The sequence below is a fragment of the Roseateles hydrophilus genome (assembly GCF_026712245.1).
Lineage (GTDB): Bacteria > Pseudomonadota > Gammaproteobacteria > Burkholderiales > Burkholderiaceae_C > Pelomonas > Pelomonas hydrophilus.
Genome location: NZ_JAPPUY010000001.1, coordinates 1,359,449 through 1,373,921, shown reverse-complemented (window position 1 = coordinate 1,373,921; position 14,473 = coordinate 1,359,449). Strand labels below are relative to the sequence as shown.

Here is a 14,473-nt window from a genome sequence, read left to right as displayed (position 1 = left end):
ATTCGACCTTGACGCTGCAGGTGGGATGGATCAAACGGCCGGCCGGTGCAGTTTGTCGGTGAATACCCTTGAAATCCGCTCATTGGCACGGGGGTTGCGATTCACCCTGCGTCGCGTGGCGCATGCTGCGCCCAACAAATTTCGGGAGCCCTCATGGAGACTCTGATTCAACAGATCATCAACGGCCTGGTGCTCGGGAGCATGTATGCCCTCGTCGCGCTCGGCTACACGATGGTCTACGGCATCATCAACCTCATCAACTTTGCGCACGGCGAGATCCTGATGGTCGGCGCCATGATCGCGTGGACCGTCGTCACCGTGCTGGGCGACTCCGGCCTGCCAGGCTGGGCGCTGATGCTCATCGGCCTGGCGGTGGCCACCGTCGTCTGCGCAGTGCTGAACTACGCGGTCGAGAAGATCGCCTACCGGCCGCTGCGCAATGCGCCGCGGCTGGCGCCGCTGATCACGGCCATGGGCATGTCGCTGCTGCTGCAGGTGCTGGCCATGATCATCTGGAAACCCAACCCCAAGCCCTTCCCGCTGCTGCTGCCTACCGAGCCCTTCGACCTGGGCGGCCCGGTGATCACCGTCACGCAGTGCCTGATCCTGGGCCTGACGGTCTGCATCCTGGCAGCGCTGATGTACCTGGTGAACTACACCAAGCTGGGCCGCGCCATGCGGGCCACCGCCGAGAACCCGCGCGTGGCCGGCCTGATGGGTGTGAAGCCCGACTTCATCATCTCCACCACCTTCGTCATCGGTGCCGCGCTCGCGGCCGTCGCCGGCCTGATGTGGGCGGCCAATTACGGCACGGTGCAGCACACCATGGGCTTCATGCCGGGCCTGAAGGCCTTCACGGCAGCTGTGCTGGGCGGCATCGGCAACCTCGCCGGGGCAGTGGTCGGCGGCCTGGTGCTGGGCCTGATCGAGTCCATCGGTGCGGGTTACCTGGGTGACCTGACCGGCGGCGTGCTGGGCAGCCACTACGCCGACATCTTCGCCTTCGTGGCCCTCATCCTCGTGCTGACGCTGCGGCCTTCCGGCCTGCTGGGCGAGCGCGTGGCCGACCGGGCTTGAGGAGACACAGCATGCAAACCAAGAAACTCGTCACCTTCCTCGCTGCGGCCATCGGCCTGCTGGTCGTGCCGTTGTTCGCACAGCAACTGGGCAACGGCCCGGTGCGCATCATCGACCTGGCGCTGCTCTACGTGCTGCTGGCGCTGGGCCTGAACATCGTCGTCGGCTACGCCGGCCTGCTGGACCTGGGCTATGTGGCCTTCTATGCGGTCGGCTCCTACATGTTCGCGTTGATGGCCAGCCCGCACCTCAGCGAGAACTTCGAGGCCTTCCAGGCCATGTTCCCCAACGGCCTGCACTCGCCGTTGTGGATCGTCATCCCGCTGGGTGCGGGCCTGGCGGCGCTGTTCGGCGTGCTGCTGGGCGCGCCGACGCTGAAGCTGCGCGGCGACTACCTGGCCATCGTCACGCTGGGCTTCGGCGAAATCATCCGCGTGTTCCTGAACAACCTGGAGCACCCGGTCAACGTGACCAACGGCCCGCGCGGCATCGGCCAGATCGACTCCTTCCAGCTGTTCGGCGTGGACCTGGGCAAGCCGCTGGAGGTGGCCGGCTACACGCTGCCCTCGGTGACGCTGTACTACTACCTGTTCCTGGCCCTGGTGGTCATCAGCGTGATCGTCTGCTATCGCCTCGAGCAGTCGCGCATCGGCCGCGCGTGGATGGCCATCCGCGAGGACGAGATCGCCGCCAAGGCCATGGGCATCAACACCCGCAACATGAAGCTGCTGGCCTTCGGCATGGGCGCCACCTTCGGCGGCGTGGCCGGTGCGATGTTCGCGAGCTTCCAGGGCTTCGTGTCGCCTGAGTCCTTCAGCCTGCAGGAGTCGGTGATGATCGTCGCGATGGTGGTGTTGGGCGGCATCGGCCACATCCCCGGCGTCATCCTCGGCGCGCTGATGCTGGCCGCGCTGCCCGAAGTGCTGCGCTACGTGGCCGGTGACATCCAGGCCATGACCGACGGCCGCATCGATGCCGCCATCCTGCGCCAGCTGCTCGTGGCACTGGCCATGATCATCATCATGCTGGTGCGCCCGCGTGGCCTGTGGCCGGCGCCGGAGCACGGCAAGGCCGCGCCCACGCCCGTGAAGTGAGAAGGGACGCAAGCACCATGAGCACCCAAGACAACATCGTCCTCAACGTCAGCGGCGCGTCCAAGCGCTTCGGCGGCGTGCAAGCCCTGTCCGACGTCGGCATCCAGATCCGGCGCGGCCAGGTCTACGGCCTCATCGGCCCCAACGGCGCCGGCAAGACCACCTTCTTCAACGTCATCACCGGCCTGTACACGCCCGACGGCGGCAGCTTCTCGCTGGGCGGCACGCCCTACAAGCCGCAGGCCGTGCACCAGGTGGCCCGCGCCGGCATCGCGCGCACCTTCCAGAACATCCGGCTGTTCGCCGACATGACGGCACTCGAGAACGTCATGGTGGGTCGCCATGTGCGCACCAAGTCCGGCCTGCTGGGCGCGGTGCTGCGCACGCCGGCGTTCAAGGCCGAGGAGGCCGCCATCAAGGCCCGCGCGCAGGAGCTGCTGGACTACGTCGGCATCGGCCAGTACGCCGAGTTCAAGGCCCGCACGCTGAGCTACGGCGATCAGCGCCGCCTGGAGATCGCCCGCGCGCTGGCGACCGACCCGCAACTAATCGCGCTAGACGAGCCCGCCGCCGGCATGAACGCGACCGAGAAGGTCGTGCTGCGCGAGCTGATCGACCGCATCCGCAAGGACGGCCGCACCATCCTGCTCATCGAGCACGACGTCAAGCTGGTCATGGGCCTGTGCGACCGCGTGACGGTGCTGGACTACGGCAAGCAGATCGCCGAAGGCACGCCGGCCGAGGTGCAGAGCAACGAGAAGGTGATCGAGGCCTACCTCGGCGCCGGCCACAAAACACACTGAGCACGCACATGGCAGAAGCAAAGCAAACCCTGCTCAAGGTCAGCGGCCTGAAGGTGGCCTACGGCGGCATCCAGGCCGTCAAGGGCGTCAACTTCGAGGTGCGCGAGGGCGAACTGGTGTCGCTGATCGGCGCCAACGGCGCCGGCAAGACGACGACGCTGAAGGCCGTCACCGGCCTGCAGCCGGTCGCCGCTGGCGATGTGAGCTACCTCGGCCAGTCCATCAAGGGCAAGGGCGCCTGGGACCTGGCCAAGCAGGGCCTGGTGATGGTGCCCGAGGGCCGCGGCACGTTCACGCGCATGACCATCGTCGAGAACCTGCAGATGGGCGCCTACAACCGCAACGACGGCGAGATCGAGTCCGACATGGACAAGGTCTTCACGCTGTTCCCGCGGCTGAAGGAACGCGCCAAGCAGCTGGCCGGCACGATGTCCGGCGGCGAGCAGCAGATGCTGGCCATGGGCCGCGCGCTGATGGCCCGCCCCAAGGTGCTGCTGCTGGACGAGCCGTCCATGGGCCTGTCGCCCATCATGGTGGACAAGATCTTCGAGGTCGTGAACGACATCCACCAGCAGGGTGTCACGGTGCTGCTCGTCGAGCAGAACGCCAGCCGCGCGCTGGAGCTGGCCAACCGCGGCTACGTGATGGAGTCCGGCGAGGTCACGATGGAAGGCGAGGGCAAGGCGCTGCTCAACGACCCGAAGGTTCGCGCTGCCTACCTGGGCGAGTGAGCGGCCCACCCCCGAGGCGCTCACGCGCCTCCACCTCAAGGGGCGCCGCCCGTGGCCTGGCAAAGCCAGCCACACGGCGGCCGCTTGAAGGACGCACGCCTGGCAACGCCAGGCGGTTTCCTTTGAAGATCAGCCCAGCGTGACGAGCTTGCTGCGCGCCCAGTCGTCGGCGACGCGGGCCGGTGTCGAGTCGGCCTTCTGCACGCGCTGCAGCAACTCCTCCACGCGCTCGGCGATCTTGCTGACCTCGGCCATCACGGCTGCTTCTTCGCCCTCACCACGGTACTCGCGTGCCACGCTGATGATGCCGCCGGCATTCACCAGGTAGTCGGGCAGGTAGCAGATGCCGCGCGCCTGCAGCGCGTCGCCATCGGCCGGCGTCGCCAGCTGGTTGTTGGCCGCGCCGGCAATCAGCTTGGCGCGCACGGCGGGCACCGTTTGCGCGTTCAGTGACGCGCCCAGGGCGCAGGGCGCCAGCACGTCGACATCGGCCGCCAGGATTTCGCCCACATGCACGGCCACGGCGCCGAACTGCGCCACCGCGCGCTCGACCTTGGCTGCGTCCACATCGGCCACCACCAGCTTGGCACCGGCCCGGTGCAGGAACTCGGCCAGGTGCCAGCCCACCGCGCCCAGGCCCTGCAGCGCGACGCGCACGCCGTCCAGCGAGCTGCGGCCCAGCACGAGGCGCACGCCGGCCTGGATGGACACGAACACGCCCCAGGCCGTCTTGGGGCTGGGGTCGCCGCCGAACGCGTCGTCACGCGGGATACCGCTGACGAAGGGCGTCACGGCCTGCAGGCCGCGCATGTCGGCGGTCGTCGTGCCGACGTCCTCGGCGGTGATGTAGGCGCCATTCAGCGACTGCACGGCGCGGCCGAAGGCGGCGAAGAGGGCGGGGCGGTCGAAGTCGCCCTGCGGCTTCAGGATGACGGCCTTGCCGCCGCCGAAGGGCAGGTCGGCCAGCGCGTTCTTCAGGCTCATGCCTTGCGACAGGCGCAGCGCGTCGTTGAGCGCGGCGGCTTCGGAGTCGTAGTGCCACAGGCGGCAGCCGCCGAAGGCGGGGCCGCGCGCGGTGCTGTGCACGGCGAGGATGGCCTTGAGGCCGGTGGCCGGGTCGGTGGCGAGCAGCACGCGCTCGTGGGCGGCCTGGTCGGGCAGGCCGAAGAGGGAGGAGGGGGTCATGACGATCAGGCGCTTTTGGCGCGGCAGTGAAAGAAGAACGGCCACGCTTTTGGCGTGGCCGCTGCCATTCTATGAACCCTCAGAACTTCAGCAGAAGTCGGCCCTCGTAGCGGCCCGACGCGAGCGCGGGCTGGCCGGCCGGGCCGGTCAGGTCGGCCGCCTGGCCCTTGGCACCCATCGCGGGAATGGCGTGCAGGAAGCCGAGGTCGCCGGCCGGGAACTCGACGCTGGTGGTCGGAAAGTCCGCCAGCCGCGCGCCCAGCTGCAGAAAGGGCGCGCCCTCGTTGACGACCAGCATGTCGCCCGCCGCTGACGGCAGCCGCAGCCAGCGCGGGTCGGCGAAGTAGCCGCCGGGCATCAAGTCGTGCACGCCCAGCACCGGGCCGCGCAGGCGGTTCTGCCACACCGGCTGCGGCCCGCGCGCCAGCGCGCGCACCGGGCTGGCGTCGGTCTGCGGGCGGTCAAACGTGATGCCGTGGTACAGCACCGGGCCCTGCAGCGGGTAGCCGTAGTCCAGCACCAGCATCCCGTCGTTGCGCAGCGTCCAGCGCAGGCGCTCCAGGCCGCCGGCGCCGGGCGCGTCCAGCCACGCGCCGTGGGCGTCGCTGCCCGTCGTCACGGCGATCGGCAGCGCCGGCACCGCGAAGCGCTCGGCCTCGAACGCGAGTTTCACGGCCACGACCGCGGGCGTGCGCCGCACGCCGGCCAGCCGCGTCACGCGCAGCCCCTGCACGGGCTGGGGCGGAAAGAGGTAGGTCTGCCCGTCGCGCGCCACGCGGGCGCTGTCGTAGGCGATCTGCCAGCGCTGCCCGTCGGCCGACAGCTCCAGCCGGAAGCCGGCCCAGCCGTCGGCCTCGGTGATGCCCAGATCGATGCTGGCGATGTTGGCCATCGTCGCGGTGGGGAACTCGTAGACGCCGTCGCCACGGCTGGCCGGCAGCTGCCAGCGGGGTTCGGCCGCCGACTTGGGCCGGGCGACGACCAGGCGCGGTCCGTTGGCCAGCGACTGCACCTGGCCGCCGCGGGCCAGCTCACGCAGCAGCCCGGTGCGTGCGTCGAAGCGGGCGGAGAACGCGCCGGCCTGCAGGCGGATGTCGTCGCCGTCGCGCGTGGCCGTGGGCGTGCCGGCGCGGGGTGCGTCCAGCCGCACGACGGGCTGGCCGGGCCTGGCCCAGACCCAGGTCCACAGCGCCTCGTCGCCGCGCGTTGCCGTCAGCCGCAGCGCGTCGGCGTGCTGCCAGGCCGTCGGCAGCGGCAGCTTCAGCTCGCCGGTGGCCTGCGGCGCCACGGCGGAGCCGGCCAGTTCCCCCTGGGCCAGCACCGCGGCCTGCTGCGTGTGGTCGCTGGCGTCGGCAAAGCGGATCCATTCCCAGCGCAGGCGCACGGCGCTCAGCGGTGTGAAGTCGAACGCGTTGTGGAGCTTGAGCACGCCATTGAACTGCGCGTCCAGCACCGGCGGGTCGATCTGCACCGGCGACCAGATCTCCTTCACGGTGAAGTAGCTGGGCTCCTGCTCGCCCCGCGGGCCGACGATGCCGTCGGGCGCATAGCTGCCGAACAGGTCCAGCCGCCCGCCCTGGTCGGTGCGCGCGATGCCTTCGTCGGCCAGGTTCCACAGGAAGCCGCCGGCGCCACGCGGCGAGGCCTTCATCGCGCGCCAGTAGTCGTCCAACCCCGCGCCCAGGCCGCCGTCGAACAGGCCGTGCAGGAACTCGGTGGGCAGCACCAGCGTGTCGCCGGCCAGGCGGCGCTGCAGGTCGGGGTAGCGGGGGTAGTGCTTGGTGTCGATGCCGCCGAACGCTTCCCATGGATGGATGACGGGCCGCGCCTGCGGGTCGTGGAGCGCGAAGTCGCCGTCCAGTTCGCGGTTCCAGCCGCCCTCGTTGCCGTTGCTCCAGAGCAGGATGCTGGGGTGGTTGACGTCGCGCTCCACCAGCGCGCGCACCAGCTTGCGGCCCACCTCGGTGCCGTGTGCCTGCTGCCAGCCGCTGAGCTCGTTGATGACGTACAGCCCCAGCTCGTCGGCCGCTTCCAGGAAGGCCTTCTCGGGCGCGTAGTGCGCCACGCGCATCGCGTTCATGTTCATGGACTTGATGAGGCGCGCGTCTTCATAGGCTTGCGCGCGCGACACGGCGCGGCCGGTGTCGGGGCGGAAGCTGTGGCGGTTGATGCCCTTGAGCATCAGCCGCTGGCCGTTCAGGAACAGCCCCTGGCCGGCGCGCACCTCGAAGGTCCGGAAACCGAAGCGCTCGGTGACGTGGTGCACGGCCCGCTCGCCCTCCATCAGCGTCAACTGCAGCTGGTAGAGGTGCGGCGTCTCGGCGGTCCACAGCAGCGGCTGTGGGATGCGTCCGGCGACGCGCACGCGGCCCGTGCCGCCTGCCGGCAGTGCCACGCCGATGGGCGCGCCCACCGGCGTGCCGTCGCGGGCCGTGACCTGGGCGACGACGCGTGTCACCGTGCGTGGCGCGCGCAGCGTCACGTCGGCCGTGAGCTCGCCGCTGGCCTGCGCGTGGATGGCCACGTGCGCGATGGACTGCGGCGGCGACGCCTCCAGCCAGACCGGCCGGTAGATGCCGCCGAACACCCAGTAGTCGCCGTGGCGCTCGGCGATGTCGGTGGCCGCATCGGCCGAGGCCTCGCTGACCTGCACCTCGAGGTCGTTGTCCTCGCCGGGCTTGAGCCAGCGCGTCACGTCATGGCTGAAGCGGTTGAAGCCGCCCTGGTGCACAGGGCCGACGACGTGGCCGTTGAGCTTCACGAGCGTGTCGGTCATCACCGCGTCGAACACGACGCGCACCGTGCGGCCCTGCCAGTCGGCCGGCACCGTGAAGCGGCGGTGGTAGGTGCCGGTGTCGGCCTGGCGCGGACCCTTGTCGTAGCCGTACTGGTAGCGGCCAAAGCCTTGCTGCTGCCAGTTGGATGGCACCTTGATGCGCGCCGCCTCGCCGGCGCGCATGCCGCCGTCGATGCGGAAGTCCCACTCCACCGCGTCGTCCGGCCCGGTGCCGGACAGCATCAGCGTCTGTGTGGTGGGCGCGGGCTGCGCGCCAGCCGCCGGCATGGCCAGCGCGCAGGCCAGCAGCAGCCCGGCCTGCAGCGGGCGGGCGAGTCGTCGAAGTTCCACGGCGGGCTCCCGGTGCCGGCGGCCTCGTGCCTGCCGGTGCCGGGGATGCTAGGCGCGAGCGGCTGTGCGTTCCGGTCAAGAAGGCGAGCGTTGAGGCGCCCGCGCGGCCCGCTCAGGGCCCCTGGAAACCGCCGCGGCGCAGCGTCAGCACCAGGGTGTCGCGCCAGCCCCGCTCGCCGGGTGTCAGCGGCTGGATGGGCGTGGTCTCGTGGATGACGCGCTCGTCGTCCAGCAGCAGCAGCGTCCAGGGCTGCGTCATCGTGAAGCGCTGGCCGGCCGGGCCGTGGGCCTCGAACACGCGGGACTCGCCGCCCTTGATCTCATGACGGCTCACCAGCAGCACGGCCACGAGGTCCACGCCGTCGCGGTGCGCGCCCTCGGGCGTGGGGCGGCCGATGCCGTCGCTGGTGTCGATGCGGAAGGGGTGGGCCTCGATGAACCAGGGCTGCTCGCCCTTCATCGCCGAGGCCACGCGGGCCAAGCCCAGCAGCAGCGCGTTCCACGCGGGCGAGGCCACCATCTCCTGCGCCAGCGGCACATACCAGCGCTGGATGCCGCCGTGCAGCGCGTTGTAGTCCAGCGGCTGCCAGTGGGCGCGGTGGGGCTGCAGTGTCAGCGTGTCGCCGTCGGCGACGAAGCAGCCGTGGCGGCGGAAGCGGTAGCGGCCGCCGTCCTTCAGGTAGCCATCGGGCGGCAGGTCGTCCCAACAGGGCTTGAGGGTGTCGAGGTCCGCCGCGGACACGCCCAGGGCGCCCAGCGCCTGCGGCGCGAGCACGACCTCGCCCTCACGTTTCAGCGCGCCGACGAGGTCGGCGGGGTCGGTCCACGGCGGTTCGAACATTTCTAAATCAGGTGCTTGTAGTTTCGACTCACATTCGCCCCAAGGCGAATATGACCCTTCACTGCAAACAGGGCGGCGCTACGCGCCGACATGTTTGTCTGCTTCAGAGGTGAAGGCGTCGGCGTAGAACTCGCCGTCCGGCAGCTGGCATTGCGCGACGAGATCCTTGTGTGCGGACTCCACCATGATGGGCGCACCGCAGGCGTAGACCTGGTGGCCGGACAGGTCCGGCAGGTCCTGCATGACGGCCTGGTGGACGAAGCCGGTGCGGCCCGCCCAGCCTGCGTCGGGCTCGGACAGCACCGGCACATAGCTCAGCGTGGGCCACTCGGCGGCCTGCTGGGCCACCCAGTCGCTCAGGTACAGGTCGGCCTGCTTGCGGGCGCCCCAGTACAGCACCATGGGGCGGGTGGAGCCGATGTGGCGGGCGCGCTCGATGATGGCCTTGATGGGCGCGAAGCCCGTGCCGCTGGCCAGCAGCACGATGGGCTTGGCGCTGTCCTCGCGCAGGAAGAAGCTGCCGAACGGGCCTTCCATGCGCAGGATGTCCTTCTCCTTGAGCGCACCGAACACGTGATCGGTGAACTTGCCGCCGGGCATGTGGCGGATGTGCAGCTCGATCTGGCCCGGCAGCGAGTGCGGCGCGTTGGCCATCGAGTAGCTGCGGCGAGCGCCGTCGCGCAGGATGAACTCGACGTACTGGCCGGCGCGGAACTGGAAGTTCTGGTTGGCGGCCAGCTGCATGGTCAGCACGGCGACATCGGGCGCGGGGCGCGTCATCGCCGCCACGCGCGTGGGCAGCTTCAGCACCGGGAACTCGCCAGCGCCGGGCACGGTGCGGGCTTCGAGCGTGCAGTCGGTCTGCGGGCGGGCGCAGCAGGTCAGCACGAAGCCGGCGGCCTCTTCCTCGGCCGACAGCGCCTTGGCCTGGTGGTTGCCGTGCACGACGCTGCCTTCCAGCAGCTTGCTCTTGCAGGAGCCGCAGGCGCCGTCCTTGCAGCCGTAGGGCAGGCCCACGCCGTTGCGGATGGCGGCGGCGAGCAGGGTGTCGTCGCCGTCGGTGGTGTAGACGCGGCCGGCGGGCTGGATGGTGATCTGGTAGGACATGGGCTCAGGAAAGCAAGCGGCCCCGCGCTGAAGTCCGGGGCCGTAGACTGCCTGCCATTTTGCCCGACCAGGACATGGCCCCACGCTCACGCCGTTCGCTGCCTCCCCGAGGGGGCGCGTCAGCGGTTTCGGGCGGCCGGGCACCGCTGACATGACCCCCCGACTCCTCATCATTGGCTGCGGCGACGTGGGCTTGCGCGTCGTCAAACAGCTGGCCGGCCGCTGGCGCGTGACGGCGCTGACGTCCACGCCGGCCCGTGCGGAGGGCCTGCGGGCTGCGGGCGTCGTGCCGCTGCTCGGCAACCTCGACGAGCCCGCCACGCTGGGCCGCCTGGCCGGCCTGGCCGACTGCGTGCTGCACCTGGCGCCCCCTGCGCGCGACGGCCACACCGACGAACGCACGCGGCATCTGCTCGCCGCGCTGGCGCGCCGCCCGCCGCGGGTGCTGGTGTACGGCAGCACCACGGGCGTTTACGGCGACTGCGGCGGCGCGCGCATTGACGAGACGCGGGCGCTGAACCCGATGACGGACCGCGCCGCCCGCCGCGTCGATGCCGAGGCGCAGCTGCGCGCCTTCGGCCGCCGCCACGGCACGCGCGTAAGCCTGCTACGCATCCCCGGCATCTACGCGCCCGACCGCGAGGGCGGCCATCCGCGCGAGCGGCTGGCGCGTGGCACACCGGTGCTGCGGCGCGAGGACGATGTGTTCACCAACCACATCCACGCCGACGACCTGGCTCGCGCCTGCGTGCTGGCGCTGCTGCGCGGCCTGCCGCAGCGGGCCGTCAACGTGTGCGACGACAGCCAGTTGCTGATGGGCGACTACTTCGATCTGGCTGCTGACCTGTCTGGCCTGCCGCGTCCCGCGCGCATCACGCGCGCCGAGGCCGCCGAGCGCATGGGGCCAATGGCGCTGAGCTTCTGGAGCGAGTCACGCCGCATTGCCAACGGCCGGCTCAAGCGCGAACTGCGGCTGGCGCTGCGCCACCCGACGCCGGCCGACGGGCTTTAACGACGGCGCGACGAGCGCCAGTGGCGGATCAGCAGCCACGCGCCCAGCATGCCGCCCAGGTGGGCGAAGTGGGCGATGCCGCTGGCGCGGCTGAAGCCCAACACCAGTTCCAGCCCGCCGAAGATCGCGACGAAGTACTTGGCCTTCATCGGGATGGGCGGGATCAGCGGCACGATGATGCGGTTGGGGAACAGCATGCCGAAAGACAGCAGCAGCCCGAAGATCGCACCCGAGGCGCCGACCGTGGGGGCGTTGGTGCCGATGGCCCAGGTGAACGCCAGTTGAATGGCAGCGGCGCTCAGCGTGCTGGCCAGCAGGATCTGCGTGTAGCGGCGAGCGCCCCAGACGCGTTCCAACTCGCCGCCAAACATCCACAGGCCCAGCATGTTGAACAGCAGGTGCATGAAGTCGCCGTGCAGGAAGGCATAGCTCAGCGGCTGCCAGGGCAGGAAGGCGCCGGATTGCAGCGGCCACAGCTCGAACCAGAAGGCCAGCGATGGGAACAGGACGAAGAAGCAGAAGACACCGACGCAAGCCAGGATGAAGGCTTTGGTGACCGGAGGCAGCGGAGGCATGGAGTCGCGGCAGGGCGCCGGGGAGGGCGCGTCGCAATCGGGAGGGCCGATGCTTACCGCTTGAGTGTATGCCAGGGGTGCTGGCGCGCCGTTTCGTCTGGTGCCCGGGGCCGGACTCGAACCGGCACACCTTGCGGCGGGGGATTTTGAGTCCCCTGCGTCTACCGATTTCGCCACCCGGGCCCGTCGGAAACTGCGATCTCGCCATTGCAGCGAGGGGCGCATTATGCACTCGTTGAGGCTGGGTCTCGGGCTCGCTGCCACAATCGCCGCCATGAGTTACCCGACCCTCGAAGACGTCATCGGCAAGACGCCGCTCGTGCGCCTGCAGCGCCTGCCCGGCGCCGACACGCGCGGCAACGTGATCCTGGCCAAGCTGGAGGGCAACAACCCGGCCGGCTCCGTGAAGGACCGCCCGGCCATCAGCATGATCAAGCGCGCCGAGGAGCGCGGCGAGATCAAGCCCGGCGACACGCTGATCGAGGCCACCTCCGGCAACACCGGCATCGCGCTGGCCATGGCCGCGGCCATCCGCGGCTACCGCATGGTGCTGATCATGCCGGAGGACCTGTCCATCGAACGCGCGCAGACGATGAAGGCGTTTGGCGCCGAACTCATCCTGACGCCCAAGACCGGCGGCATGGAGTACGCCCGCGACCTGGCCGAGCAGATGGCCCGCGAAGGCAAGGGGCGCGTGCTGGATCAGTTCGCTAACGCCGACAACCCGCGTGTGCATTACGAAACCACCGGCCCCGAGCTGTGGGCCGACACGGGCGGGCGCATCACGCACTTCGTCAGCGCGATGGGCACGACTGGCACCATCACCGGCACGTCGCGCTTCCTGAAGGAGAAGAACCCGGCCATGCGCATCGTCGGCGCGCAGCCCGCCGAGGGCTCGCGCATCCCTGGCATCCGCAAGTGGCCCGAGGCCTACCTGCCCAAGATCTACGACCCGAAGGGCGTGGACGAGTTGGTGCTGGTGAGCCAGGCCGACGCCGAGGACATGGCCCGCCGCCTGGCACGTGAGGAGGGACTGTTTGCCGGCATCTCGGCGGCGGGGGCGTGCTGGGTGGCGCTGCAGATCGCCAAGCAGGTCGAGAACGCGACCATCGCGTTCATCGTCTGCGACCGCGGCGACCGCTATCTCTCCACCGGCGTGTTTCCGGCGTGAGCATGCAGGCGCCGCGCTTTTGCGCCGACTGCGCGACGCCGCTGGCCGCGATCACGCTGGCCGAGGACGGCGGCGACAAGACGCGGCTGCGCTGCCCGGCCTGCGGCTGGACGCACTGGAACAACCCGACGCCGGTGCTGGCCGCCGTCATCGAATGCACGGACCGCGAGGGCCAGGTCTTGCTGGCGCGCAATGCCGCCTGGCCGGGGCGCTTCTTCGGCCTCATCACCGGCTTCATGGAGGCGGGTGAGACGCCGGAAGACGGCATCCGCCGCGAGATCGCGGAGGAAACGTCGCTGCAGGTCGACCGCCTGCAGCTGCTGGGCGTCTGGGACTTCCAGCGCATGAACCAGGTCATCATTGCCTACCACGCGGCCGCCCGCGGCGAGATCCGGCTGTCGCCCGAGCTGGCGGAGTACAAGCTGATCGCGCCGGAGAAAGTGCTGTGCTGGCCGCAGGGCACGGGCCAGGCGCTGGCCACCTGGCTGCGCTCGCGCGGCATCGAGCCGCAGTGGATGGACCTCAAGCGAGAATGACGAGATGGACGTTCAACGCGAGATCGACACCCGGGGGCTGAATTGCCCGCTGCCCATCCTGAAGGCCAAGAAGGCGCTGGCGGAAATGCACAGCGGCGAGCTGTTGAAGGTCGTCGCGACTGACCCCGGCTCCTTGCGCGACTTCCAGGCCTTTGCGCGTCAGACGGGCAATGAACTCGTGCAGCAGGAGACGGCTGGCGCCGAGTTCATCCACGTGCTGCGGCGGCGCTGAAGCAGCGCCCGCAGCGGGGCTGACTTCCTCAGAGTGCGAGGCCCTGCAGGAATTCCTTGAACCCCGGGCCCAGCTGCGCGTGGGCCAATGCGAGTTCGACGTTGGCCTGCAGGAAGCCTTCCTTGCTGCCGCAGTCGTAGCGCTTGCCTTCGTAGCGGTAGGCGAACACCTTTTCGCGGCGCAGCAGGCCGGCGATGCCGTCGGTCAGCTGGATCTCGCCGCCCACGCCTCGCGGCTGGTTGGCGATCTCGTGGAAAACGCCAGGCGTCAGGATGTAGCGGCCAGCGACGCCCAGGCGCGACGGCGCGTCTTCCGGCGCGGGCTTCTCGACGATGCGGTTCACGTCCACGAGCTTGTCGTTGACCTGAATGCCCGCCACGATGCCGTAGCGGCGCGTGTGCTCGGCCGGCACCTCCTGCACGGCCAGGATGGAGGCGCGCCAGTCGGCGAACTGCTCCACCATCTGCTTCAGGATGCCGCGGCCGGGCTGCGGGCCCACCATCAGGTCGTCGGCCAGCAGCACGGCGAAGGGCTCGTTGCCCACCAGCCGCTGGCCACACAGCACGGCGTGGCCCAGGCCCAGCGCCTGCGCCTGGCGCACGTAGATGCATTCCATGTCGTTGGGTTTGACGCTGCGCACCACGTCCAGCAGCTCCTGCTTGCCGGCGTTCTCCAGCGCCACCTCGAGCTCGAAGGTCATGTCGAAATGGTCTTCGATGGGGCGCTTGTGGCGGCCGGTCACGAAGATCATCTCGCGCACGCCGGCCTCGTAGGCTTCCTCGACCGCGTACTGGATCAGCGGCTTGTCGACGACCGGCAGCATCTCCTTGGGTTGGGCCTTGGTGGCCGGCAGGAAGCGAGTGCCCAGCCCGGCGACCGGAAAGATGGCTTTGGTGATCGGCGAACGGGGCAGGGAGGCCATGGGTACACTGTTTTCAGATGAGGGCGCCGGGATTCTGTCATGCGACATGTGACGGTTTTG

At 69.8% G+C, this 14,473-nt stretch carries 14 protein-coding genes and 1 tRNA gene; 8 read left to right on the top strand and 7 right to left on the bottom strand.

What is annotated here, in order from left to right:
• The first annotated feature begins 153 nt into the window (after positions 1 to 153).
• Genes NYO99_RS06110 through NYO99_RS06095 form a run of 4 tightly spaced genes read left to right on the top strand, consistent with a single transcriptional unit; the run spans position 154 to position 3,705 of the window.
• Complete coding sequence (locus NYO99_RS06110; protein WP_268166203.1) at positions 154 to 1,077, top strand: branched-chain amino acid ABC transporter permease; 924 nt, start codon at positions 154 to 156, stop codon at positions 1,075 to 1,077.
• An 11-nt stretch (positions 1,078 to 1,088) separates the two neighbouring features.
• The gene (locus NYO99_RS06105; protein WP_268166202.1) at positions 1,089 to 2,171 is read left to right on the top strand and encodes a branched-chain amino acid ABC transporter permease; all 1,083 of its coding nucleotides are present in this window, start codon (positions 1,089 to 1,091) and stop codon (positions 2,169 to 2,171) included.
• Between the two features lie 17 nt (positions 2,172 to 2,188).
• Positions 2,189 to 2,974, top strand: a complete 786-nt coding sequence (locus NYO99_RS06100) for an ABC transporter ATP-binding protein (RefSeq protein ID WP_268166201.1) — start codon at positions 2,189 to 2,191, stop codon at positions 2,972 to 2,974.
• A gap of 8 nt (positions 2,975 to 2,982) precedes the next feature.
• Positions 2,983 to 3,705 (top strand): ABC transporter ATP-binding protein, encoded by a 723-nt coding sequence (locus tag NYO99_RS06095; RefSeq protein WP_268166200.1) that lies wholly within the window; start codon positions 2,983 to 2,985, stop codon positions 3,703 to 3,705.
• A gap of 129 nt (positions 3,706 to 3,834) precedes the next feature.
• Here NYO99_RS06095 and NYO99_RS06090 read toward each other — a convergent pair whose 3' ends face one another.
• The 4 genes from NYO99_RS06090 to NYO99_RS06075 form a co-directional block, all read right to left on the bottom strand.
• The gene (locus tag NYO99_RS06090) at positions 3,835 to 4,890 is read right to left on the bottom strand and encodes a Leu/Phe/Val dehydrogenase (protein ID WP_268166199.1); all 1,056 of its coding nucleotides are present in this window, start codon (positions 4,888 to 4,890) and stop codon (positions 3,835 to 3,837) included.
• Positions 4,891 to 4,969: 79 nt separating this feature from the next.
• Positions 4,970 to 8,017, bottom strand: a complete 3,048-nt coding sequence (locus tag NYO99_RS06085; RefSeq protein WP_268166198.1) for a glycoside hydrolase family 2 protein — start codon at positions 8,015 to 8,017, stop codon at positions 4,970 to 4,972.
• A 112-nt stretch (positions 8,018 to 8,129) separates the two neighbouring features.
• A complete protein-coding gene (locus NYO99_RS06080; protein ID WP_268166197.1) occupies positions 8,130 to 8,858 on the bottom strand; it encodes a 2OG-Fe dioxygenase family protein in 729 nt (242 codons plus the stop codon).
• 78 nt (positions 8,859 to 8,936) lie between these two features.
• Complete coding sequence (locus tag NYO99_RS06075) at positions 8,937 to 9,965, bottom strand: CDP-6-deoxy-delta-3,4-glucoseen reductase (protein WP_268166196.1); 1,029 nt, start codon at positions 9,963 to 9,965, stop codon at positions 8,937 to 8,939.
• Positions 9,966 to 10,116: 151 nt separating this feature from the next.
• On the opposite strand from NYO99_RS06075, the gene NYO99_RS06070 reads away from it, so the two are divergent.
• A complete protein-coding gene (locus tag NYO99_RS06070; protein ID WP_268166195.1) occupies positions 10,117 to 10,977 on the top strand; it encodes an SDR family oxidoreductase in 861 nt (286 codons plus the stop codon).
• Here NYO99_RS06070 and NYO99_RS06065 read toward each other — a convergent pair.
• Positions 10,974 to 11,552, bottom strand: coding sequence for a rhomboid family intramembrane serine protease (locus NYO99_RS06065; RefSeq protein ID WP_268166194.1), 579 nt, complete (start codon positions 11,550 to 11,552; stop codon positions 10,974 to 10,976). The genes NYO99_RS06070 and NYO99_RS06065 overlap by 4 nt on opposite strands.
• Before the next feature lie 98 nt (positions 11,553 to 11,650).
• A tRNA-Leu gene (locus NYO99_RS06060) sits at positions 11,651 to 11,735 on the bottom strand.
• A gap of 91 nt (positions 11,736 to 11,826) precedes the next feature.
• On the opposite strand from NYO99_RS06060, the gene cysM reads away from it, so the two are divergent.
• The 3 genes from cysM to NYO99_RS06045 are packed head-to-tail and all read left to right on the top strand — an operon-like array spanning position 11,827 to position 13,491.
• Complete coding sequence (gene cysM, locus NYO99_RS06055) at positions 11,827 to 12,723, top strand: cysteine synthase CysM (protein WP_268166193.1); 897 nt, start codon at positions 11,827 to 11,829, stop codon at positions 12,721 to 12,723.
• Positions 12,724 to 12,725: 2 nt separating this feature from the next.
• The gene (locus tag NYO99_RS06050) at positions 12,726 to 13,259 is read left to right on the top strand and encodes an NUDIX hydrolase (protein ID WP_268166472.1); all 534 of its coding nucleotides are present in this window, start codon (positions 12,726 to 12,728) and stop codon (positions 13,257 to 13,259) included.
• Positions 13,260 to 13,263: 4 nt separating this feature from the next.
• The gene (locus NYO99_RS06045) at positions 13,264 to 13,491 is read left to right on the top strand and encodes a sulfurtransferase TusA family protein (RefSeq protein ID WP_268166192.1); all 228 of its coding nucleotides are present in this window, start codon (positions 13,264 to 13,266) and stop codon (positions 13,489 to 13,491) included.
• Between the two features lie 28 nt (positions 13,492 to 13,519).
• Here NYO99_RS06045 and galU read toward each other — a convergent pair whose 3' ends face one another.
• Positions 13,520 to 14,413 carry a UTP--glucose-1-phosphate uridylyltransferase GalU gene (gene galU / locus NYO99_RS06040; RefSeq protein WP_268166191.1) on the bottom strand — a complete coding sequence of 298 codons (894 nt, stop codon included), beginning with the start codon at positions 14,411 to 14,413 and terminating at the stop codon, positions 13,520 to 13,522.
• Positions 14,414 to 14,473 lie beyond the last annotated feature (60 nt).

Bases quoted from the DNA above. Each gene is read 5' to 3' on its own strand.
- NYO99_RS06090 (WP_268166199.1), bottom strand. From the start codon at position 4,890: ATGACCCCCTCCTCCCTCTTCGGCCTGCCCGACCAGGCCGCCCACGAG.
- NYO99_RS06100 (WP_268166201.1), top strand. From the start codon at position 2,189: ATGAGCACCCAAGACAACATCGTCCTCAACGTCAGCGGCGCGTCCAAG.
- NYO99_RS06110 (WP_268166203.1), top strand. From the start codon at position 154: ATGGAGACTCTGATTCAACAGATCATCAACGGCCTGGTGCTCGGGAGC.
- NYO99_RS06045 (WP_268166192.1), top strand. From the start codon at position 13,264: ATGGACGTTCAACGCGAGATCGACACCCGGGGGCTGAATTGCCCGCTG.
- NYO99_RS06080 (WP_268166197.1), bottom strand. From the start codon at position 8,858: ATGTTCGAACCGCCGTGGACCGACCCCGCCGACCTCGTCGGCGCGCTG.
- NYO99_RS06105 (WP_268166202.1), top strand. From the start codon at position 1,089: ATGCAAACCAAGAAACTCGTCACCTTCCTCGCTGCGGCCATCGGCCTG.
- cysM (WP_268166193.1), top strand. From the start codon at position 11,827: ATGAGTTACCCGACCCTCGAAGACGTCATCGGCAAGACGCCGCTCGTG.
- galU (WP_268166191.1), bottom strand. From the start codon at position 14,413: ATGGCCTCCCTGCCCCGTTCGCCGATCACCAAAGCCATCTTTCCGGTC.
- NYO99_RS06075 (WP_268166196.1), bottom strand. From the start codon at position 9,965: ATGTCCTACCAGATCACCATCCAGCCCGCCGGCCGCGTCTACACCACC.
- NYO99_RS06095 (WP_268166200.1), top strand. From the start codon at position 2,983: ATGGCAGAAGCAAAGCAAACCCTGCTCAAGGTCAGCGGCCTGAAGGTG.
- NYO99_RS06070 (WP_268166195.1), top strand. From the start codon at position 10,117: ATGACCCCCCGACTCCTCATCATTGGCTGCGGCGACGTGGGCTTGCGC.
- NYO99_RS06065 (WP_268166194.1), bottom strand. From the start codon at position 11,552: ATGCCTCCGCTGCCTCCGGTCACCAAAGCCTTCATCCTGGCTTGCGTC.
- NYO99_RS06050 (WP_268166472.1), top strand. From the start codon at position 12,726: ATGCAGGCGCCGCGCTTTTGCGCCGACTGCGCGACGCCGCTGGCCGCG.